Consider the following 20833-nt stretch of genomic DNA (forward strand, 5'->3'; position numbering starts at 1 on the left):
AGATATTTCAACGTTGAGATTATCAATGAGGAGCGAACGACATGACCACAAGCACCACCCCGCGCGCCGAAAACTCGTACGCGGGCACCCTGGCGCTCACCGCCCTCACCCCCATCGTCTGGGGCTCCACCTATGCCGTCACCACCGAATTCCTGCCGCCGGATCGCCCGCTGTTCACCGCGCTGATGCGCGCACTGCCCGCCGGTCTGGTGCTCCTCGCCATCACCAGGGTGCTGCCGCGCGGCAACTGGATCGGGCGCGCCGCCGTGCTCGGCCTGCTCAATATCGGCGCCTTCTTCCCGCTGCTGTTCCTCGCCGCGTACCGGCTGCCCGGCGGCGTCGCCGGCGTGCTCGGTGCGGTCGCGCCGATGTTCGCGCTCGGCCTGGCCACCGTCGTGCTCGCCGAAAAGCCCAACGGGCGCAAGGTGCTCGCCGGTCTGATCGGCGTCTTCGGGGTCGCGCTCGTGGTGCTGCGAGCCAACGCACAACTCGACACCGTCGGCGTCATCGCCGGACTGGCCGGCGCCGCGTCCATGGCGGCGGGCACCGTGCTCACGCAACGCTGGGGACGCCCCGAGGGTGTCGGCCCGCTCGCGATGACCGGCTGGCAACTCACCGCCGGTGGACTGTTCATCCTGCCGCTGGCCTTCCTCATCGAAGGCGCACCGCCCGCGCTCGACCACCGCGCCATCGGTGGCTACCTGTACATCGGCATCATCGGCACCGCCGCGGCCTACTGGCTCTGGCTGCGCGGCATCTCCAAGGTCCCCGCGACCTCGGTGGCCTTCCTCGGTCTGCTGAGCCCGGTGTCCGCCGCCGTGATCGGCTGGATCGCACTCGGTCAAGCGCTGAGCCCGCTCCAGATGGCAGGTCTGGTCATCGCGCTCGGCGGCACGGTGCTCGGCCAGATGGCAGGCAGGCCGAAGGCGATGCCGACGGCTAGCGTTGCGGCTCCGACCGTGCCGGTGAACATTGCGGCACCTGCCGCGCCGACTGCGCCCATCGCGCCGATCGCGTCGGCCGCACTGATCGCGCCGATTGCGTCGATTGCGTCGATCGCGCCGTCCGCACCGACCGCGTCGGTCGCACTGACCGCGCCCATCGCGCCCACCGCGCCGACCGCATTGACCGCGCCGACCGCATCTACCGCGCCGACTGCGCCCGTCGCGCTGACCGCCCCGGTCGCGCCGGTCGCGCCGACCGCGCCGACCGCCCCGATCGCGGTGACCGAACGGACCATGCCGGTCACCATTCCGGAGCCTGCTCGTCCGGCGCTGGCGGCCGTGCGCTGAGCTGCGGATAAAAAGATTGACCTTGACGTAACGTCAACTTGCATGCTGGTTACACCGACGAGATGAGAAGGGAGAACGAGGTCGTGCGCACCGAGTGGTCCATCCAGGATCTGGCCAAGGCGGCCGGTACCACCAGCCGCACGCTGCGCCATTACGGGCAGCTGGGGCTGTTGCCGCCGAGCCGGATCGGCACCAACGGATATCGCTACTACGACCAGGGCTCCCTGGTGCGGTTGCAACGCATCCTGCTGCTGCGGGAACTCGGCCTCGGCCTTCCGGTCATCGCCGAAGTCCTCGCCGGTGAACAGGACTCCGGTACCGCACTGCGCACACACCTGGAACTGCTTCGGCAGGAACAGGAACGGATCCGGCGCCAGATCGAGTCGGTGCAAACCACGCTGCACAAGACGGAAAGAGGTGAACCACTCATGGCCGCAGAGGTTTTCGATGGCTTCGACCACACTCAGTACAAGGATGAGGTGATCGAACGCTGGGGCAAGGACGCCTACGAGAGCGGTGATCGCTGGTGGCGCTCGATGAGCGAAGCCGAGCAGAAGCAGTTCCAGCAAACCCAGGCCGACATCGCCGCTGACTTCGGGCGCGCCAACGCCGCCGGTCTGGCCCCGGACAGCGCGGAGGTGCAGGCCATCACGGCCCGCCATTTCCGCTGGGTCGGCATCGGCTGGCAGGGTCGCCCGGTAGCGAAGGAGGCCTTCATCGGGCTCGGTGAGATGTACGTGGACGATCCGCGTTTCGCGGTGAACTACGACGTACACGGCGCGGGCACCGCGGCGCTCGTCCGCGACGCCATGCGGGTCTACGCCGAGACACACCTGTAGATCGCGCCCAACAGACGGCCGGTACGCATACTGGATGCGTGCCGGCCGTCGGCGGAGAAAGGGCATCCGATGACATACGCCAGTGAGCGTCCGCGAGCCGCGGCGCCGAGTGGAGCCGTCGCGACCACGGCGGGCGTGCTGGCGCTGTGCGCCGGGCTGCTCAACCTGTGGGGCGCCGCAACCGTGCTGAGTGCCTTGCGCGGCGAGCAGCACATCGATAAATCGCTGGCCGTCTTCTCGATCCTGGGTGCCCTGCTCGTCGCCGCCGCCTTCGGGTACGGCGCCGTCCTGCTGCTGCGCCGCGACGAAACAGGCCGCTACCTCCTGATACTCACCTCGGGCCTGCTGACCGCGGTCGCCCTTGTCGCGCTGGCCTGCTCGCTGACCGACTACCGGCCCGACTACGGCGTCGATTGGCTTCCGGCCGAGAGCCATTCACTCGAAGCCGTCAACGGATTCTTCAACGGTCTGGTCGGCTCGCTCACTGCCTTGCTCCACCGCGAGTGGCTGGCCGCATCGACCGCCGCCGTGCTGCCCTTGGCAGTGTTCCTCGCCGCCTCCTCGGGCTACACCGCTCGCTGGATTGCGTACACCCCGCCACGCTCGTACGCCGAATCTCTTTACGCTCGAGCGTCTTCGGAGCAGTCCGAGATCTAGTTCGCCGCCCCCGGCCCTCATCGGCTCGATCGATCGTTGGTCGCGCGGTAAGGTTCGCCCGATACCTAGAGGGGGGTTCGATGGCTGATCCATATGGCCGAACGGGCAATTCGACGTCCACGCACCAAGGTCTGACCGGGGTGATCACCATCCTGTCGGCTTGGCTCGGCGCGGCGGCAGTCGGCCTCGGCTCGATCGCTGGCTTCCAGCATTTTCGGGTGGCGGACCGGATCACCAAGCCGAAAATCACCGACGACAACTACGAGGCATGGAAACTCGCGTCGCAATTCCACTCCGTGCTGCAAGTTCTGCTGATCGTTTCGGTGCTGATGGCGGGCATCCTTGCCTTGGGCAACCTGCTGTCCATGATCGGCAAGCCGGTCGGCCGTCAGTTGGAGATCATCGGCGCCGCTTGGCTTGTCGTCGGCGGCTTGATCAGCGTGACGTACGGCGGCGACCACGGCTTGGCCGCCGAGTCCTTCCTCCTGGCCGACATGATCATCGTCGGCGCCGCCTTGGCGTTGATCTCCTTGGTGCTCACCTCGACCACCGCACCGATCACATCCACCCCGCAAGCCCCAGCGCAGTTCGTCCGATACCCGGCCGCGCCGACGCCCTACCAACCTCCACACCCCTGACCGGCCGTCGTAGGACTGCAGGGTGAACCGTCCATTGGACAGCGCCTCCTTGCCGCAGGCCCCACCTTCCGGCAAACTCCCGGCGAAATTCGGATGGCTCGGACACGAAACCCGCGCCGACAACCCGGCGTGCTGTGCGCCACACGACTCCACCCAGACCCCGCGCGGACTTCCGATACTCTGGGCTCCCGTGACCGTCGCATCGTCCCCGGGTAACTCCGCCAACTCCACCTCACAGTTCGATCTGATCGTCGTCGGCTCCGGATTCTTCGGGCTGACCGTCGCCGAACGCGCCGCTGCCGAGCTCGGCAAACGCGTGCTGGTGCTCGATCGTCGCTACCACCTCGGCGGCAACGCCTACTCGGAGCCGGATCCGGATACCGGGATCGAGATCCACAAGTACGGCGCGCACCTGTTCCACACCTCGAACAAGCGCGTCTGGGATTACGTCACCAAGTTCACCGAGTTCACCGGGTACCAGCACCGGGTCTTCGCGATGCACAAGGGGCAGGCCTACCAGTTCCCGATGGGCCTCGGCCTGATCTCTCAGTTCTTCGGCCGCTACTTCACGCCGGAAGAGGCGCGCAAGCTCATCGCCGAGCAGGCCGCGGAGGTCGAGACCAAGGACGCGCAGAACCTCGAGGAGAAGGCGATCTCGCTGATCGGCCGCCCGCTGTACGAGGCGTTCGTCCGCGACTACACCGCCAAGCAGTGGCAGACCGACCCGAAGGAACTGCCCGCGGGAAACATCACCCGCCTGCCGGTGCGCTACACGTTCGACAACCGCTACTTCAACGACACCTACGAGGGCCTGCCCAAAGAGGGCTACACGAAGTGGCTGGAGAACATGGCCGCCTCCGAGCTCATCGAGGTCAGGGTGAACACCGACTGGTTCGAGGTGCGCGACGAACTGCGTGCGGCGAACCCGGACGCCCCGGTCGTCTACACCGGCCCGCTGGACCGCTACTTCGACTACCAAGAGGGCGAACTCGGCTGGCGCACCATCGATTTCGAGACCGAAGTGCTCGAGACCGGCGACTACCAGGGCACCTCGGTGATGAACTACAACGACGCGGACGTGCCCTTCACCCGCATCATCGAGCCGCGCCACTTCCACCCGGAGCGCGACTACCCGAAGGACAAGACGGTGATCATGCGCGAGTTCTCTCGCTTCGCGCAGACCGGGGACGAGCCGTACTACCCGATCAACACGCCGGAGGACCGGGCCAAGCTGGCCGCGTACCGCGCGCTCGCCAAGAAGGAAACCGCGACGGAGAAGGTGCTTTTCGGCGGCCGCCTCGGCACCTACCAGTACCTCGATATGCATATGGCCATCGGCAGTGCGCTCAGCATGTTCGACAATGTGCTGCGACCGCACCTGGAGACCGGTGCGCCGCTCGCTGACGAAAGTGCAGAATGACCTCCCAATCCCTTGTGGAAGACATGACCACCCAGACTCGCGCGAAATCGCTGCTCCAGCGGATCATCCTGCCCCGACCGGGTGAGCCGCTGGACGTGCGCACCCTCTACGTCGAGGAATCCAAGACCAACGCCAAGCGCGCGCACGCCGCCACCCGTACCTCGCTGTCGGTGGGTGCGGAGTCCGAGGTGTCGTTCTGCACCTACTTCAACGCGCTGCCCGCGAGCTACTGGCGTCGCTGGAGCATCCTCGAATCGGTGGTGCTGCGCCTGGAACTGGCCGGTCACGGCCGGGTGGACGTCTATCGTTCGAAGGCGGACGGTTCGCGAATCCACGTGCAGGGCAAGGAGTTCGCGGTCGCGCCGGGCACCGAGTCGGTGCACGTCGAGTTCGAGACCGATCTCGGCCCGTTCGAGGACGGCGGCTGGATCTGGTTCGACATCACCACCGACACGGCGGTCACGCTGCTGGCCGGCGGCTGGTACGCGCCGGTGGAGGCACCCGACGAGGGCAGCATCGCGGTCGGCATGCCGACCTTCAACCGGCCCACCGATCTGGTGAAAACCCTTGCCGCCCTTGGCTCGGACCCGCTGGTGCTGGACAAGATCACCGCGGTGATCGTGGTCGACCAGGGCAACCGCAAGGTGGTCGACGAGACCGGTTTCTCCGAGGCCGCGGCGACCCTCGGCGACCGGCTGTCCATCCACAACCAGCCCAACCTCGGCGGCTCCGGCGGCTACAGCCGGGTGATGTACGAGGCGCTCAAGACCACCGACGCGCAGTACATCGTCTACATGGACGACGACATCGAGATCGAGCCCGACTCGATCCTGCGCGCGCTGGCCTTCGCCCGGTTCGCCAAGTCGCCCATGCTGGTCGGCGGGCAGATGCTCAACCTGCAGGAGCGCTCACACCTGCACAGCATGGGTGAGGTGGTCGACCGCGGCATCTTCATGTGGACCTCGGCGCCGAACGTCGAGTACGACCACGACTTCGCCAAGTACCCGCTCAAGGACCGCGACAACTCCAAGCTGCTGCACCGGCGCATCGACGTCGACTTCAACGGCTGGTGGACCTGTGTCATCCCGCGCCGGGTCGCCGAGGAGATCGGCCAGCCGCTGCCGCTGTTCCTGAAGTGGGACGACGTCGAATACGGTCTGCGCGCCCGGGCGCACGGCTACTCCACGGTCACCCTGCCCGGTGCCGCGGTCTGGCACATGGCGTGGAGCGACAAGGACGACGCCATCGACTGGCAGGCCTACTTCCACCTGCGCAACCGGCTGGTCGTTGCCTCGCTGCACCTGCCGGGCAACGGCAGGGGCATGGTGGTGAACACGGTCAAGGCGACCCTGAAACACCTGCTCTGCCTGGAGTATTCGACGGTCGCCATCCAGAACCTGGCCATCCGCGACTTCCTGGCGGGCCCGGAGCGGCTGTTCCAGCTGCTGCCGAGTGCCCTCGGCGCGGTGCACGCGCTGCGCAAGCAGTACCCGGACGCGGTCATCCTGCCCTCGTCCACCGAACTGCCGCTGGCCAGCCACGTCGAGGTCGGCGCGGTCGGCGAACCGGCCAACCCGATCGCCAAGGTGGTCCGCCTGGCCAAGGGCGTCGTGCACAACCTGCGCCCGGCGCACACCCAACACCACGAGGTCCCGCAGTTGAACGTCCCGACGCTGGACGCCCGGTGGTTCTTGCTGTCGCAGGTCGACGGCGTTACCGTCACCACCGCCGACGGCCGCGGCGTGGTCTACCGCAAGCGCGACCCGCGCCAAGCCCTCGGCCTCTTCAAGGAAGCCATGCGCCTGCGCAAAGAACTGGCCGCGCGCTTCCCGGAGATGCAGCAGCGCTACCGCGCCGCCCACCCGCAGCTGACCAGCACCGCGGCCTGGGAAAATGCCTTCGGCATCGGGGCTGAGACGAAGGGGGATAAGTCGTGAGTCTCGCGGACAACACCGCGGTGGACAAGCCGCTGCAGAGCACGAACGGTCACGGCGGACCGGTGTCCGCGTTGCCGTCCACCGAGCAGGCGGCGGCCGAGGTGCGGATCCTCAACGCGGTGCAGGCCAAGATCGGCACGCCCGAGGTGGTCAAGGTGGCCCGCGGCATGTCGCACTTCGGCGAGCACGCGCTCGGGTGGGTCGGTATCGCCGCGGCGGGCTGGCTCGTCGACAAGCCGCGGCGCAGGCAGTGGGCAGGCGTCGCGGTGGGTGCGGTCGGCGCGCACGCCGCCTCGATCGTCATCAAGCGAGTGGTCCGGCGCCCGCGCCCGAACGATCCCTCGGTGCAGGTCAACGTGTCGACGCCGAGCAAGCTGAGTTTCCCGTCCTCGCACGCCACCTCGACCACCGCGGCGGCGGTGTTGCTCGGCAGATTGACCGGGCTACCCTTGCCTGCGGTGCTCGTCCCACCGATGCTGCTTTCCCGGGTCGTGCTCGGGGTGCACTATCCCTCCGATGTGCTCGCTGGTTCGGCGCTCGGTGCCGCGTCCGCCGCCGTTGTGCTTGCCGCCGAAAAGAGACTCGATGACCGCCACAGAAAGAGCCTTGGTAGTTGACATGAGTGAAGAGCCAACCGGAACCGACCTAGCCGAAGCGGTCGTCAAAGGTCCGCCGAAGACATTGGCCGGTGGGCTGTTCAAGGCTGTCCGGCCGCGGCAGTGGGTCAAGAATGTCCTGGTGCTGGCGGCCCCGCTGGCTGCGGGCACGGCCAACGAACTCGACGTGCTCCGGCCGATCGGGATCGCCTTCGTGGTGTTCTGCATGGCCGCCTCGGGCATCTACCTGATCAACGACGCGCTCGACGTGGCCGCCGACCGGGCGCACCCGACGAAGCGGTACCGGCCGATCGCCGCGGGCGTCGTCCCGATCAAGCTGGCGTATCTGCTGGCGGTGCTGCTGCTGGCCGCGTCGATCGCCGGTTCTTTCCTCGCCTCCTGGCATCTGGCCGTGGTGATGGCGGTGTACATCGGCATCCAGCTGGCGTACTGCCTCGGCCTCAAGCACCAGGCGGTGCTGGACATCTGCATCGTGTCCTCGGGCTTCCTGCTGCGGGCCGTGGCCGGTGGCGCCGCGGCGGATATCGTGCTGTCGCAGTGGTTCCTGCTGATCATGGCGTTCGGCTCGCTGTTCATGGCGGCGGGTAAGCGGTACGCCGAGTTGCAGATCGCGTTGGGTACCGGTGCCAAGATCCGTAAGTCGCTGGAGTACTACACGCCGACCTATCTGCGGTTCATCTGGACCCTCGCGGCCACGGCCGTGGTGGTGTTCTACGGTCTGTGGGCGTTCCAGCAGGACAGTCTGAAAGACACCAACTGGTTCTCTATTTCTATGATTCCGTTTACCATCGCAATCCTGCGTTACGCGGTCGACGTCGATGGCGGCGAGGCCGGTGAACCCGAAGAGATCGCACTGGGGGATCGCGTCCTCCAGTTCCTCGCAATCGCCTGGATCGGAGCGGTAGGTGTCGCTGTCTATCTCACCTGACGAGATGTTGGTAGCGGGAGTGGAGCAAACGGAATACGCGAACGAGGGGCCGGCTGTGCAGCCGGCCCGCTCGGCGTCGCGGTACACCCTCCTATCTCGCGCCACGTTCGTCGGTGGGATCGCGTTCACCGTCGTCCTTTTCGCCGTCGGTGGCTGGCAGCGCCGCTGGATCGCCGACGACGGCCTGATCGTGCTGCGCACGGTGCGCAACCTGCTGGCAGGCAACGGGCCCGTCTTCAACGCGGGCGAGCGCGTCGAGACCAACACCAGTACCGCGTGGACCTACCTCGTCTGGTTCTTCAGCTGGCTGACCCAGGCGCGACTCGAGTACGTGGTGCTCGGTATCGCGTTCACGTTGTCGCTGGCCGCGGTGGTGTTCGCGATGCTCGGCGCGAGCAGGCTGTGGGGCGGCCCGAAGTCGGCGCTGCTGCTGCCCGCCGGGATGCTCGTCTACATCGCGATCCCGCCTGCCCGTGACTACGTCACCTCCGGGCTGGAGAGCAGCCTGGTGATCTGCTGGCTCGGTCTGCTGTGGTGGCAGCTGATCCGCTGGAGTCAGGCGGAGCGGGTGCGGCTGCCCGGCCTGTTCGGGCTGGTGTTCCTCGCGGGGCTCGCCCCGCTGATCCGTCCGGAGATGACGCTGGTCGGCGGGCTCGCGCTGCTGATGATCGTCGTCGCGCCGATGCCGCAGGCGCGGTTGCGCCCGATCGTGTTGCGCGGCTTGATCGTCGCCGCCGCGGGTCTGGTGCCGATGAGCTACCAGATCTGGCGGATGGGCTACTACGGCCTGCCCTACCCGAATACCGCGGTGGCCAAGGACGCGGGCGGCGCCAAGTGGGGCCAGGGCTTCACTTACCTGTGGGATCTGGTCGGCCCGTATTACCTGTGGGTGCCGTTGCTGGTGCTGCTCGTCGCGGGTGTGATCGCGGCGCGCGGTCAGGGGCCCGTGCCCGCGGCGCCGATCGGCCGCCACGCCGCACCCGAGGGGCGGTCCCGGTGGAACGCGCACCGGATCCGAGTGTGGCTGCGCTCGCCGGGCGCGGTCGTCACGCTGGTGCTGGTGAGCGGTTTCCTCCTCACGATCTACGCGCTGCGCGTCGGCGGCGACTTCATGCACGGCCGAATGCTGTTGGCCCAGTTGTTCTTGCTGCTGCTGCCGGTCGCCGTGGTGCCGATCCGGCTGCCCGCGGGCGGATTACGGTCGGCCACCGCGGCCGACTGGTCGTTCGCCGTGGTGTTGTTCGCGTTGCTCGGCACCGCGGGCTGGGCGCTGTTCGCCGCCAACACGACCGCGATCAAGACCGGCACCAAGATCTCCGCGTCCGGCATCGTCGACGAACGGGTCTACTACGTCCTCAACACCGGCCACGATCATCCGATCCTGGCCGAGGACTACCTGGACTACCCGCGCATCCGGCCGATGGTCGACACCATCGCCGCGACGCCGAACGGCGGCCTGCTGCTGAACTCGCCGTCGTTCATGTTCTGGTACATGGCCCCGCCGCCGCAGCCGATTCCGCCGGGCGGCGCCGGGCACACGGTCTACTTCCTCAACCTCGGCATGACCAGCATGAACGTCCCGCTGGACGTGCGCGTCATCGACCAGATGGGCCTGGCCTATCCGCTGGCCGCGCACACCGAGCGGCTCACCGACGGCCGGATCGGGCACGACAAGGCCCTGTACCCGGACTGGGTCGTGGTGGACACCGGCATGGTGGACAAGAAGCCGTGGATGCCGTGGTACATGGACGAGAAGTGGGTGACCCAGGCCCGCACCGCGATGGCGTGCCCGACCACCGAAGCGCTGCTGGTCTCCTCCCGCGATCCGCTCACCTTCGAGCGTTTCCGGCACAACCTGCGCAATGCGCTGACCTTCGCCAAGTACCGGATCGACCGGGTGCCCAAGTACGAGATCGAGCGCTGCGGTCTGGTCGATCCGTTCCCGAAGGCCCCGCAGCCGCCGCGCTGAAACGAGCCGACCAACCCACCGGGGCCTGGACTTTCCGGGTCCCGGTGGGTTGGTGCTTTCACAGGGTCCGGCGCGTCGCATTGGTCGAGTCCACAAATCTGGTGTACACCCCTCTGTCTCGGTTCGATAACGCCAGAGTCACGATGACGCGCTAGGCTGCGAAAGTACGCCCGTCGTGGCGTCAACTAGGTGTTGGCATCGGCGGGTCATCGTTAGACAACGGCCGATGCTGTTGCACGAACGAGAGGTCGAAACTGATGCGAGGCGTGTTCGGGCGTCTGAATACTCGAAGAGCCGGATCGTGGCTGAAGCGTTCGGCGCTGCTGTCGATGGCGATTCTGCTACCGCTCGGGGTGTCGGTGGCAGGCCCGGCCGGCCCGGCGTCCGCGGCGTTCAACCCGGACGGCTTCGATTTCTGGGTCGACTCGGAGATGGGTCCGATCAAGAATCGGGTCTTCCGCGCCGCCGACGGCAACACCAGCCGCGTGGTCTACGCGCTGGACGGCATGCGTGCCCGGCCGGATCTGAGCGGCTGGGAAGTCGACACCGAGGTCGTGCGCGAGCTGACCAAATGGAACATGAACGTCGTGATGCCGGTGGGCGGACCGTCGAGCTTCTACGCCGACTGGAACGGGCCGAGCGATTTCTTCGGTCTCGGCAGCGCCGGATCCGCGTCGACCGGTTCGGCCAACTCCGGCTCGGGCCTGCTGTCGGGTTCGGCGGGCATGGGCAAGTCGAACACCTACAAGTGGGAGACGTTCCTCACCAAGCACCTGCGCTACGCGCTGCGTGACCGCCTCGGCTTCAGCCCGACCGGCAACGCCGTGTTCGGCCTGTCCATGGGCGGCAGCGCCGCGCTCACCCTGGCTGCTTACCACCCGGACCAGTTCCGTTACGCCGGTTCGTACTCCGGCTACCTGAACATCTCGGCACCGGGTATGCGCGAGGCGCTGCGGGTGGCCATGCTGGACGCGGGCGGCTTCAATATCGACGCGATGGCGCCGCCGTGGGGTCCGCAGTGGCTGCGGATGGATCCGTTCGTCTTCGCGCCGCGGCTCAAGGCCAACAACACCCGGCTGTGGATCTCGGCGGGCAGCGGCCTGCCGAGTGCTGCCGACGGGCTCAGCTTCAACACCGTCAACGCCATGGGACTCGAGGCACTGGCCCTGGCCAACACCCGCGCGTTCCAGGTTCGGATGATGACGCTGGGCGCCACCAACGCCACCTACGACTTCCCGGCCGTGGGTGTGCACAACTGGACCTACTGGGCCGATGAGGTCTACCGGATGATCCCGGACATGTCCGCCAATATCGGGTGATTTTCGGGTAAGTCTGTTCGTCAGGACCACCCGGTGCCGAGTGCACCGGGTGGTCTTTTCGTTTGCCAGTCGTCCAAGTGCCGTTCGGTAACGAATGTGGAGAGGTAGTGGACGGTGAGTTGTGGCATGAGTCACTTTCCAGCAACATATAAGCTTCCGCTGCCGATTGATACACGAAGAACATGCACAGAGGTCGATTCGTCCCGTTTCGGTGGACAGCGGCACTCGGTGTCCGAAGAGGGGGCCGGTTTAGATCGCCAGCTGTTTGCCCCCCGGCCGCCCGAACGAAAGGTCGAGTTTGATGCGAATTGCCCGCTGGAAAGGTAGACCCGGTACCTCGGGAGCCACTGGTTCGTGGATCAAGCGATCCGCTCTCGGGATCGCCGTGGCACTTCTGCTGCCCTTCGGCATCGCGGCAGCGGGCAGCGGCGCCACCGCATCGGCGGGCTTCGACCCCGCCGCGTTCGACTTCTGGGTCGACTCCGGCATGGGCCCGATCAAGTCGCGGGTGCTGCGCGCCAGGGACGGCAACACCAACCGCGTCGCGTACGTGCTCGACGGCATGCGGGCGCCGGAGCACCTCAACGGCTGGGAAATCGAGACCAACGTTCCTCAGGTGCTGGCCGACTGGAACATCAATGTCGTCATGCCCGTCGGCGGCATGTCCAGCTTCTACGCCGACTGGAACGCGCCGAGCGAGCTGCTCGGCATCCCGGCGGGCACCGGCTCGTCCTCCGGCTCCGGCGCGCTCAACATCCTGGCCGCGGGGCCGGGCAAGAGCTACCGGTACCAGTGGGAGACCTTCCTGACCCGCGACCTGCGCAACGCGCTGCGCGACCGGCTCGGCTTCAGCGACACCCGCAACGGCGTGTTCGGCCTGTCCATGGGCGGCAGCGCGGCGCTCACCCTGGCTGCGTACCACCCGGACCAGTTCAGCTTCGCCGGTTCGTACTCCGGTTACCTGAACATCTCGGCGCCGGGCATGCGTGAGGCCATCCGGGTCGCCATGCTGGACGCGGGCGGATACAACGTCGACTCGATGGCGCCGCCGTGGGGTCCGCAGTGGCTGCGGATGGATCCGTTCGTCTTCGCGCCCAACCTGGTGCGCAACGGCACCCGACTGTGGATCGCCGCGGCGAGTGGTTTGCCCGCGGCGAACGATCCGCCGAGCTTCAACACCCTCAACGGGATGGGGCTGGAGGCGCTGGCCTTGGCGAATACCCGTGCGTTCCAGGTGCGGATGGCGACGCTCGGCGGCGGCAACACCGTCTACTCCTATCCCGCCTTCGGTATTCACGCGTGGAACAACTGGACCGATGAGGCCTACCGGATGATTCCGGACATGTCCGCCAATATCGGCTGACGAATTCGTCGTAACCAGACCGCCCGGCGCTGTCCAGCGCCGGGCGGTCTGTCGTTTTCGGCAGGGCCCCACTTATTGGCTGGTTGGTCGCTGGAAGCCGAATTGCGATCTTGTCATTGTCAGGACGCGCAGGCTGCCCGCCGATAACGGCAAATCACTGGTTTCCGTCACGATCCGGCATCGCCCCGCGATTCCGGAACGGGAAAACTCGGATAACTGCCTATAGAAGAGTCAAAGGCCCGAGGACTTCGCCGTTGGAAGCCATCGACGCCGAGTGTCGATCTCCATGCACCACGGTTGCGGTCAACGACGACCGCACGGTCGAAAGGTGAAGTCGATGCGGTCGGATGGAGTACGCGGAGCGGTTGCCAGCAGTCGCGAATCGGTCGGCCGCCGTTGGTTGCGGCGCTCGGTCGCCGGTCTCGCCGTTGCCATCACCCTGCCGTTCGGCGGCCTCGACGCCCCCGCGCAGGCCTCCTTCGATCCGGAGGGCTTCGACTTCTGGGTCGACTCCAGCATGGGCCCGATCAAGTCCAGGATCTTCCGCGCCGCGGACGGCAACACCGATCGCGTGGTCTACGCGTTGGATGGTCTGCGCGCCCGCAACGATCTGAGCGGCTGGGAGATCGACACCAACATCTCCGGTGTGCTGACGCAGTGGAACATCAATGTGGTGATGCCGGTCGGTGGCCAGTCCAGCTTCTACTCGGATTGGATTGCGCCGAGTAATACCAATGGCCAACGGCAGGCCTATGCCTGGGAGACCTTTCTCACCGACAATCTGCGCTGGGCCTTGCACGACCGTCTCGGGTTCAACCCGCGCGGCAACGGGGTGTTCGGCCTGTCCATGGGTGGCAGCGCCGCGCTCGCGCTCGCCGCATACCATGCCGACCAGTTCCGTTATGCCGGTTCATATTCGGGTTACCTGAACATCTCCGCGCCGGCCATGAAGGAGGGCCTGCGGCTGGCCATGCTCGACGCGGGCGGCTACAACATCGACGCCATGTGGGGTCCGCCATGGGATCCGCGCTGGTTGCGCAACGATCCGTTCATGTTCGCGCCACTGTTGCGCGACAACGGAACTCGCCTGTGGATCGCCACCGGCAACGGCGTGAACGGGCCACGCGATGTGATCAACGCGCCGATCGACGTCTATCACCTCGGCAACGCGATGGCGCTGGAGACGATCGCGCTGGCCAACACCCGTGCGTTCGAAGCGCGGATGAACAGTCTCGGTCCGAGCAATGCCGTGTTCGTGTACACCCCGGTGGGTGTGCACAGCTGGAACTACTGGCAGGACCAGGTTTTCCAGATGCTGCCAGATCTCAGCGCGAATTTGGGGTGAACTCAATTCGCGGCATTCCCAGGCACTCTCCGCTGTCCACCCCGGGTTCGACGCCGCGCCGGCGCTGACACTTCCGGCCATCAGGTGAAAATTTGGTGCTCCGGCACGACAATCACCGGCCGAACGCGATAGGGTCACCGCACCATCACAGATTGCGTACGGGCGGATTTCGGCCACCTGGTTGCCTCGGCCTTGCTAAGGCCACCGGTGTCGAATATCGTCCAGCGAGCGCAAGTGTGACCAGATCGTAGTTTCGCAGTCGCATGCGCCGGAATGTCGGGGTCCGGTGTGCTGCGGCGTGCGTCTCGTTGGCAGCACTGGTGCGGTTGCGCCCCTCTCGGGGTCGCCGACGGCACCACAACAGGCAGAAAAGCAGAAAGAGAGCAGGATTCATGCGTTTCGGCAGGGCGGCCGCGCCGATGAGAACTGAGTCGGGACGGCGAGGCGCACCTCGTGGTTGGCGTAATCGAATTCTGGCTGTCGGTGCCGCTGCATTGGCGCTACCGATCGCCGCGGGCGTGGCGGCCCCGATCGCCACCGCGGCGCCGGTGCACGCACCGGTCTTGCGTGCTCCCGCAGGCGGATTCGAAGATCTGATGGTCCCGTCCAGCATGGGCCCGATCAAGGTTCAGGTGCAGTGGGCAGCACGCGGCGGCAACGCGGCGCTCTACCTGCTCGACGGACTCCGCGCGCGGGACGACCGCAACGCGTGGTCGTTCGAGACGAACGCGCTGCAGCAGTTCGCGAACGACAACATCACCCTGGTGATGCCGGTCGGCGGCCAGTCCAGCTTCTACACGGACTGGTACGCGCCGAGCAACACCAACGGCCAGAAGACCACCTACAAGTGGGAGACCTTCCTGACCAAGGAGCTCCCGGCCTTCCTCGAGGGCTACGGCGTCTCGCGGACCAACAACGCGGTGGCCGGTCTCTCCATGGGTGGCAGTGGCGCGCTCGCGCTCGCCGCCTACCACCGGGACCAGTTCAAGTTCGCCGCCTCGTACTCGGGCTACCTGAACATCTCCGCGCCGGGCATGCGCGAGGCGATCCGCGTCGCGATGCTGGACGCGGGCCGCTTCAACGTCGACTCGATGGCGGCGCCGTGGAGCCCGGCGTGGCTGCGGATGGACCCCTTCGTGTTCGCGCCGCAGCTCAAGGGCCTGCCGATGTACATCTCGGCGGCCAGCGGCCTGCCGGGTCAGTACGACGCGCCGAACTCGGCGGTCGGCGTGTTCAACACCAGCAACGCGATGGCGCTCGAGGCGCTCTCGCTGGTCAACACCCGCGCGTTCCAGGCTCGCCTGGCCTCGCTCGGTATCCCGGCCCGGTTCGACTTCCCGGCCCAGGGCACCCACTCCTGGAAGTACTGGGAGGGTCAGCTCTTCAACTCCCGCAACCAGATCCTGGACGCCACCGGCGCCTGGTGATCGCCTGATCAACCGCTCGGGCCGTACCCCTCGGGGTGCGGCCCGAGTTGTCTGCACCGCTTCGGCGCCGCGGCTTCCGCACGGAAGCGGCGGCGCCGGATGCGTTGTGCGAGCCCGCACAACGAACACGACCGTTTCCTTATCGTGCGTGTCCTCCCTGGAAGACGGCGCGTACGGGAGTAGAAAGCTCTTGTGGCAGGGATTCGGCGCGGCAGATGGGGAAGACGCGAGCGTCGTGGCGCGCGCCCGGCTCGCGGGCGGTTAGTGCTGCTCGCTACCGCCATGGTCATCCCGTTGGCCGCGGGCGTCGCACCGGCCGCGGCGCAGCCCGCCCCGGCCCCGGCCCCCGGCCCGGCAGTCCCGGAGGCGGGCGCGCCTGCGACCGTGCAGAAGGTGATCTGGCTGACCGACCGCCGCGTCGCGCTGTGGATCAACTCGCCGTCCATGGCCACCCCGATCCAGGTGCAGCTGCTACTCGCCAAGGACTGGAACACCCGCCCCGACGTGCGCTTCCCCGTGCTCTACCTACTCGACGGCCTGCGCGCCACCGACGAGGAGAGCGGCTGGACCAAAGACGCGGGCGCCGTCGATTTCTTCGCGGACAAGAACGTCACCGTGGTGCTGCCGATCGGCGGCCAGTCCAGCTTCTACTCCGACTGGATCCAGCCGAACAACGGCAAGAACTACAAGTGGGAAACCTTCCTGACCAAGGAACTGCCGCCGCTGCTCGAGGCCGATTGGCGCGCGACGGATGTCCGTGGCATGGAGGGACTTTCGATGGGCGGCACGGCGGCCATGTTCCTGGCCGCGCGCAACCCCGGCTTCGCCAAGTACGCCGCGTCCTACTCGGGCTTTCTCACTACAACCACGATCGGCATGCCGCAGGCCATCCAGTTCGCCATGCGAGACGCGGGCGGCTACGACGTCGGCGCCATGTGGGGCCCGCCGACCAGCCCGGAGTGGGCCGCGCACGACCCGTACACGCTGGCCGAGAAGCTCAAGGGCGTCACGCTGTACGTGTCCAGCGGCAGCGGTGCGTCCGGCCCGTTCGACCAGGCGTCCGGCATTCCCGGCGTCAGCACCAACTACGCGGGCATGGGGCTGGAGATCCTGTCGCGGCTCACCTCGCAGAACTTCGTCACCAAGCTCGGCAAGCTGGCGATCCCGGCGCAGGTGAACTACCGTCCGTCCGGCACGCACTCGTGGCCCTACTGGGACTTCGAGATGCGGCAGTCCTGGACGCAGGCCGCGGCCGCGCTCGGCGTCGATCCGGGCCAGGCCGGTTGCACGGTCGGCGGCCAGATCGCCACCGTTGCCGCCGCGAACAACTGGCTAGGGGACTGCCTGTCTGCCGAGTACCCGGTGGCGGGCGGCGGTGTGGCCCAAGACTTCCGGGCCGGCCGGGTCTACTTCACCCCGGGCAGCGGCGCGCACCCGGTCGGCGGCATGATCGGCGGCGGATACCAGGCCACGCAGGGCGCCGCAGGCCCGCTCGGGCTGCCGACCGGTGACGAACGCGGGCTGCCGGACGGCAAGGGCCGCATGCAGAGCTTCCAGCACGGCGCGCTCTACTGGACTCCGCAGACCGGGGCCCAGGCGGTGCGCGGCGCCATCCTCGACGAGTGGGGCAAGCAGGGGTACGAGGCAGGCCCGGCGGGCTACCCGATCGGACCCGAGGTGGCGACCCCGAACCGGGACGGCGCCGTGCAGTCGTTCGAGAACGGCCCGTTCTATTACAGCGCCAAGACCGGCGTGCGCCGGGTGCAGGGCATGATCCTGGGCAAATACGCGCAAATGGGTTACGAGAACAGCTGGCTCGGCTTCCCCGCCGCCGAGGAGCAGCCACTGAAGGACCTCGGCCGGTACAGCCGTTTCGAGGGCGGCAACATCTATTGGAGCCCGTTGTCGGGTGCGTGGGCGGTGAAGAACGGTCCGCTCATGGACGCCTGGCAGGTGCTCGGGTATGAGAACGGCAAGCTCGGCTACCCGATCAGCGATGAGTTCCCTGTCCCCGGCGGTGTGCAGCAGAACTTCCAAACCGGTTTCATCGTGGTGCGCGATGGCAAACCGGAGGTTCACGGGCTTTAAATCTGACCGGTCTGTTTGTTGTCCGGCTCCGATCTCTTAAGTCTTGCCGCTATGTTGGGTGGCGACCTCCCCCGTTTGCGAACAGATCGAGGACAGAATTCATGCAGAGGACCCGTGGCAAGGTATTCGGCGTTGTCGTGGCGATCGCGGCGACCGGCCTGCTCGCCGCCTGCGGTGGCAACGACTCGACCGCATCGAGCACGCCGACGCTGACCCGCACCACGGCGGCGACGCAGCCGCCCGCCTCGTCCACCAGCGGCGACGACACCGGCCAGCAGGCGCCTGCGCCCACCCCCCAGCCCGAGCAGCCGCCGGCCGAGACGGTCGCTCCCGAGCGTCCGCAGCCGGTGCCCGCCGAGTCCGCGCCGCCCGCGGACACCTCGAAGCTCACCGACAAGGACAAGAAGTACCTCGACGCGCTCAAGCAGCAGGGCGTCACGCCGTCCACTCCGGATATCGCGCTCAGCGTGGCGAACTATGTCTGCCAGGGCACCGCATCCGGGGCCTCCGATCAGGATCTGATGACCTTCGTTACCGCGATGGCGGGCTCCGATCCCTCCTTCGACCCGGCGAAGATGCCGGTCGAGAAGGCCGGAGAGGTCTACATCAGCGCCGCGAAGCAGACGTACTGCAAGGCGTGAGCGACGTGAAGGAGCGCGGCGAGTGAACCGGGAACACAGCTGCACCGCGGGCACGACGGCGCCGAGCGCTAGTCAGGCGCGGTGGTGAACGCGCGCCGCGGCGGCACATCCCGCCGGTCCAGGCCGGTGGGGTGTCTGCTGCTGATCGGGATCCCCATCCTGATCATCATCGTGGTGCTGCTGCTGTGGTACCTGCTCGCCGGGCTGCTGCGCCAGCCCAAGCCGGGGCCGAAGCCGCCCGAGGAACCGACCTCGCAACCGGCGAGTTGTCCGGACGTGCAGATGATCTCGGTGCCGGGCACCTGGGAGTCCAACAGCAACGACGACCCGCACAACCCGACCGCGAACCCGATCTCGTTGATGCTCAACATCTCCAACCCGGTCGGGCAGCAGTTCCCGAAGGAACGGCTGGACGTGTACACCGTCCCGTACGTCGCGCAGTTCTCCAATCCGATCGCCATCCCGCCGGACGGCCAGCAGTCGTACAACAACAGCCGGTCCGAGGGCACCCAGCGGATGATCGACGCGATGCAGCAGCGGCACCGGGAATGTCCGTTGACCACCTACGTGATCGCCGGGTTCTCCCAGGGCGCGGTGATCGCGGGTGATGTGGCCTCGCAGATCGGCCAGGGCAAGGGGCCGGTGCCCGCGAACAAGGTGCTCGGCGTGACGCTCATCTCCGATGGCAGGCGCACCGGCGACACCGGTCCCGGCCAGCCCGTCCAGATCGGTGCGGTGCCCGCGGGCGTCGGGGCCGAGGTCGCGCTGAAGGGACTCAACGTCCCCGGCATCACCATGACCGGTCCGCGCCCGGGTGGCTTCGGCGAACTGGCCGAGCGCACCTTCACGATCTGCGCGCAGGGTGATCTGATCTGCGACGCACCGCGCGAAGCACTGAGCCCCTGGAACATCATGGGCAGCGTCGGTGCGCTGGTGCGCGCGGCGGGCAACCCGGTGCACGCGTTGTACAACGGTTTCGTCGTCGACGAGAACGGCACCACCTCCACCCAGTGGACCGTCAACTGGGCGAACGGCCTCATCGAATCGGCACCGCATCCGCCCCATTCGTGACCGAGCGAGCTGGAGATACGGCACGTGGATCGCGCGACGGAGCCGAGGTCCGGCGCGGTGCGGTCGTGAGATTTCACAGGCAACGACGGGGTCGGCACGCAGAACACCAGTACTGCCCCGACAAGCGCGACTCCCGTTGGACAGCACGCTGTAAAGTGCCGCAGGTGATCGCGACGCAGGTAACACCGACGCCGTGTTCGGGACACCACCCTGCACCGTCGCGCCCGAATTTCCTTACAGCCAGGAGCATGAGTTCATGACAGAAGCCGCCGCACCAGCCGGTGAGTTGACCGCGCTGGGTACGCCGCTGCGCAGCTTCCGCTTCGCGGCAGCGGGCGAGGGAAATAAGCAAGAGGGTGGCGCCCGCAAGTTCATCCAGACGGCGCAGCAGGCCGAGGAGTACGGCTTCGACACCTTCGTCGTGCCGGACCACCTCGGTGACCAGATCGGCCCGATCGCCGCCCTCGGCGCGCTGACCCAGGCCACCGAGAAGATCCGCCTCGGAACGTCGGTGCTGGCCAACGGTTTCCGGCACCCCGTGGTGCTGGCCAAGGATCTGGCCACCATCGACGTGCTGTCCAAAGGCAGGCTCGAGGTCGGCCTCGGCGCGGGCTGGAAGCAGGACGAGTTCGTCGCCGCCGGCCTGCCCTACGAGACGCCCGGGGTTCGGCTCGCGAAGTTGGACGAGGCGCTGACCATCCTGGACGTGCTGCTGCGCGGCCAGGAGTGCACCTTCGAGGGCAAGTACTACCAAGTACAGGGCATCAAGGGCACGCCGAGGCCGCGGCAGGGTCCGCGCCCGCCGATCTGCACCGGTGGCGGCGGCCCGAAGATGCTGCGGCTGGCGGCCAAGCACGCCGACATCATCTCGGTCGTGCCGGTGACCACCAAGAACGGTAAAGGTCTCTTGTCGGGCATCACGCTCGAGAAGACGATCGAGAAGGTGAACCTGATCCGCGAGGCCGCGGGCGACCGGTTCGCCGACATCGAGCTGAACTGGGCCATCACCGCCATCGTCATCACCGACGATCGCGAGAAGACCGCTGAGATGGCGCTTTCCGCGATCGACCGCGGCCTGCACCCGGATCTCGAGGTGGACGTGAAGCTTTCGGTCGAGGACATCTTGAACTCGCCGTACGTGGCCATCGGCAGCTTCGAAGAAATCGCCGAGCAGATCCGCCGTGTGCGCCAACTCACCTCGATGTCGTATGTCGGGGTCTTTCCCACCCAGATGGACGCATTCGCCCCCGTTATTCCCCTGCTGCGAGACGAGTGAGCCGGT

At 67.1% G+C, this 20833-nt stretch carries 17 protein-coding genes; all 17 read left to right on the plus strand.

Going from position 1 to position 20833, the window contains the following annotated elements; genetic code table 11:
* Window positions 1-41 precede the first annotated feature (41 nt).
* The gene (locus tag ACIHA7_RS26165; RefSeq protein ID WP_397293575.1) at window positions 42-1292 is read left to right on the plus strand and encodes an EamA family transporter; all 1251 of its coding nucleotides are present in this window, start codon (window positions 42-44) and stop codon (window positions 1290-1292) included.
* A 62-nt stretch (window positions 1293-1354) separates the two neighbouring features.
* Window positions 1355-2131, plus strand: coding sequence for a MerR family transcriptional regulator (locus ACIHA7_RS26170; RefSeq protein WP_397293576.1), 777 nt, complete (start codon window positions 1355-1357; stop codon window positions 2129-2131).
* A gap of 69 nt (window positions 2132-2200) precedes the next feature.
* On the plus strand, window positions 2201-2788 hold the full coding sequence (locus ACIHA7_RS26175) for a hypothetical protein (protein ID WP_397293577.1): 588 nt from the start codon (window positions 2201-2203) through the stop codon (window positions 2786-2788).
* 80 nt (window positions 2789-2868) lie between these two features.
* Complete coding sequence (locus tag ACIHA7_RS26180) at window positions 2869-3426, plus strand: hypothetical protein (RefSeq protein WP_397293578.1); 558 nt, start codon at window positions 2869-2871, stop codon at window positions 3424-3426.
* 190 nt (window positions 3427-3616) lie between these two features.
* Window positions 3617-4846 (plus strand): UDP-galactopyranose mutase, encoded by a 1230-nt coding sequence (glf, locus tag ACIHA7_RS26185; protein ID WP_397293579.1) that lies wholly within the window; start codon window positions 3617-3619, stop codon window positions 4844-4846.
* Entirely contained in the window at window positions 4843-6783 is a 1941-nt protein-coding gene (locus tag ACIHA7_RS26190; RefSeq protein WP_397293580.1) for a glycosyltransferase, read from the plus strand. The genes glf and ACIHA7_RS26190 overlap by 4 nt, the downstream gene beginning before the upstream one ends.
* Window positions 6784-6845: 62 nt before the next feature.
* Window positions 6846-7400 carry a phosphatase PAP2 family protein gene (locus ACIHA7_RS26195; RefSeq protein ID WP_397293860.1) on the plus strand — a complete coding sequence of 185 codons (555 nt, stop codon included), beginning with the start codon at window positions 6846-6848 and terminating at the stop codon, window positions 7398-7400.
* A gap of 1 nt (window position 7401) precedes the next feature.
* A complete protein-coding gene (locus ACIHA7_RS26200) occupies window positions 7402-8328 on the plus strand; it encodes a decaprenyl-phosphate phosphoribosyltransferase (RefSeq protein ID WP_397293581.1) in 927 nt (308 codons plus the stop codon).
* 4 nt (window positions 8329-8332) lie between these two features.
* On the plus strand, window positions 8333-10297 hold the full coding sequence (zomB, locus tag ACIHA7_RS26205; protein WP_397293582.1) for a flagellar motor control protein ZomB: 1965 nt from the start codon (window positions 8333-8335) through the stop codon (window positions 10295-10297).
* A gap of 257 nt (window positions 10298-10554) precedes the next feature.
* Window positions 10555-11616 carry an alpha/beta hydrolase gene (locus ACIHA7_RS26210; protein WP_397293583.1) on the plus strand — a complete coding sequence of 354 codons (1062 nt, stop codon included), beginning with the start codon at window positions 10555-10557 and terminating at the stop codon, window positions 11614-11616.
* Between the two features lie 301 nt (window positions 11617-11917).
* The gene (locus ACIHA7_RS26215) at window positions 11918-12979 is read left to right on the plus strand and encodes an alpha/beta hydrolase (RefSeq protein WP_397293584.1); all 1062 of its coding nucleotides are present in this window, start codon (window positions 11918-11920) and stop codon (window positions 12977-12979) included.
* Between the two features lie 337 nt (window positions 12980-13316).
* Window positions 13317-14324 (plus strand): alpha/beta hydrolase, encoded by a 1008-nt coding sequence (locus tag ACIHA7_RS26220; protein ID WP_397293585.1) that lies wholly within the window; start codon window positions 13317-13319, stop codon window positions 14322-14324.
* A 392-nt stretch (window positions 14325-14716) separates the two neighbouring features.
* Window positions 14717-15751 (plus strand): alpha/beta hydrolase, encoded by a 1035-nt coding sequence (locus ACIHA7_RS26225; protein ID WP_397293586.1) that lies wholly within the window; start codon window positions 14717-14719, stop codon window positions 15749-15751.
* Between the two features lie 282 nt (window positions 15752-16033).
* On the plus strand, window positions 16034-17839 hold the full coding sequence (locus ACIHA7_RS26230; protein WP_397293587.1) for an alpha/beta hydrolase-fold protein: 1806 nt from the start codon (window positions 16034-16036) through the stop codon (window positions 17837-17839).
* A 101-nt stretch (window positions 17840-17940) separates the two neighbouring features.
* The gene (locus tag ACIHA7_RS26235) at window positions 17941-18480 is read left to right on the plus strand and encodes a DUF732 domain-containing protein (protein ID WP_397293588.1); all 540 of its coding nucleotides are present in this window, start codon (window positions 17941-17943) and stop codon (window positions 18478-18480) included.
* Between the two features lie 84 nt (window positions 18481-18564).
* Window positions 18565-19551 (plus strand): cutinase family protein, encoded by a 987-nt coding sequence (locus ACIHA7_RS26240; RefSeq protein ID WP_397293861.1) that lies wholly within the window; start codon window positions 18565-18567, stop codon window positions 19549-19551.
* Between the two features lie 256 nt (window positions 19552-19807).
* Window positions 19808-20827, plus strand: coding sequence for an LLM class F420-dependent oxidoreductase (locus tag ACIHA7_RS26245; RefSeq protein ID WP_107653612.1), 1020 nt, complete (start codon window positions 19808-19810; stop codon window positions 20825-20827).
* Window positions 20828-20833 lie beyond the last annotated feature (6 nt).

Origin of the sequence: Nocardia sp. NPDC052316 (assembly GCF_044547795.1) — a bacterium.
Taxonomy (GTDB): Bacteria; Actinomycetota; Actinomycetes; order Mycobacteriales; family Mycobacteriaceae; genus Nocardia.

Coding starts and splice junctions, on each gene's coding strand:
- ACIHA7_RS26175 (WP_397293577.1), top strand. CDS start 2,201: ATGACATACGCCAGTGAGCGTCCGCGAGCCGCGGCGCCGAGTGGAGCC.
- ACIHA7_RS26245 (WP_107653612.1), top strand. CDS start 19,808: ATGACAGAAGCCGCCGCACCAGCCGGTGAGTTGACCGCGCTGGGTACG.
- ACIHA7_RS26170 (WP_397293576.1), top strand. CDS start 1,355: ATGAGAAGGGAGAACGAGGTCGTGCGCACCGAGTGGTCCATCCAGGAT.
- ACIHA7_RS26180 (WP_397293578.1), top strand. CDS start 2,869: ATGGCTGATCCATATGGCCGAACGGGCAATTCGACGTCCACGCACCAA.
- ACIHA7_RS26200 (WP_397293581.1), top strand. CDS start 7,402: ATGAGTGAAGAGCCAACCGGAACCGACCTAGCCGAAGCGGTCGTCAAA.
- ACIHA7_RS26230 (WP_397293587.1), top strand. CDS start 16,034: ATGGTCATCCCGTTGGCCGCGGGCGTCGCACCGGCCGCGGCGCAGCCC.
- ACIHA7_RS26210 (WP_397293583.1), top strand. CDS start 10,555: ATGCGAGGCGTGTTCGGGCGTCTGAATACTCGAAGAGCCGGATCGTGG.
- ACIHA7_RS26165 (WP_397293575.1), top strand. CDS start 42: ATGACCACAAGCACCACCCCGCGCGCCGAAAACTCGTACGCGGGCACC.
- ACIHA7_RS26235 (WP_397293588.1), top strand. CDS start 17,941: ATGCAGAGGACCCGTGGCAAGGTATTCGGCGTTGTCGTGGCGATCGCG.
- ACIHA7_RS26190 (WP_397293580.1), top strand. CDS start 4,843: ATGACCTCCCAATCCCTTGTGGAAGACATGACCACCCAGACTCGCGCG.
- ACIHA7_RS26225 (WP_397293586.1), top strand. CDS start 14,717: ATGCGTTTCGGCAGGGCGGCCGCGCCGATGAGAACTGAGTCGGGACGG.
- ACIHA7_RS26215 (WP_397293584.1), top strand. CDS start 11,918: ATGCGAATTGCCCGCTGGAAAGGTAGACCCGGTACCTCGGGAGCCACT.
- ACIHA7_RS26220 (WP_397293585.1), top strand. CDS start 13,317: ATGCGGTCGGATGGAGTACGCGGAGCGGTTGCCAGCAGTCGCGAATCG.
- zomB (WP_397293582.1), top strand. CDS start 8,333: ATGTTGGTAGCGGGAGTGGAGCAAACGGAATACGCGAACGAGGGGCCG.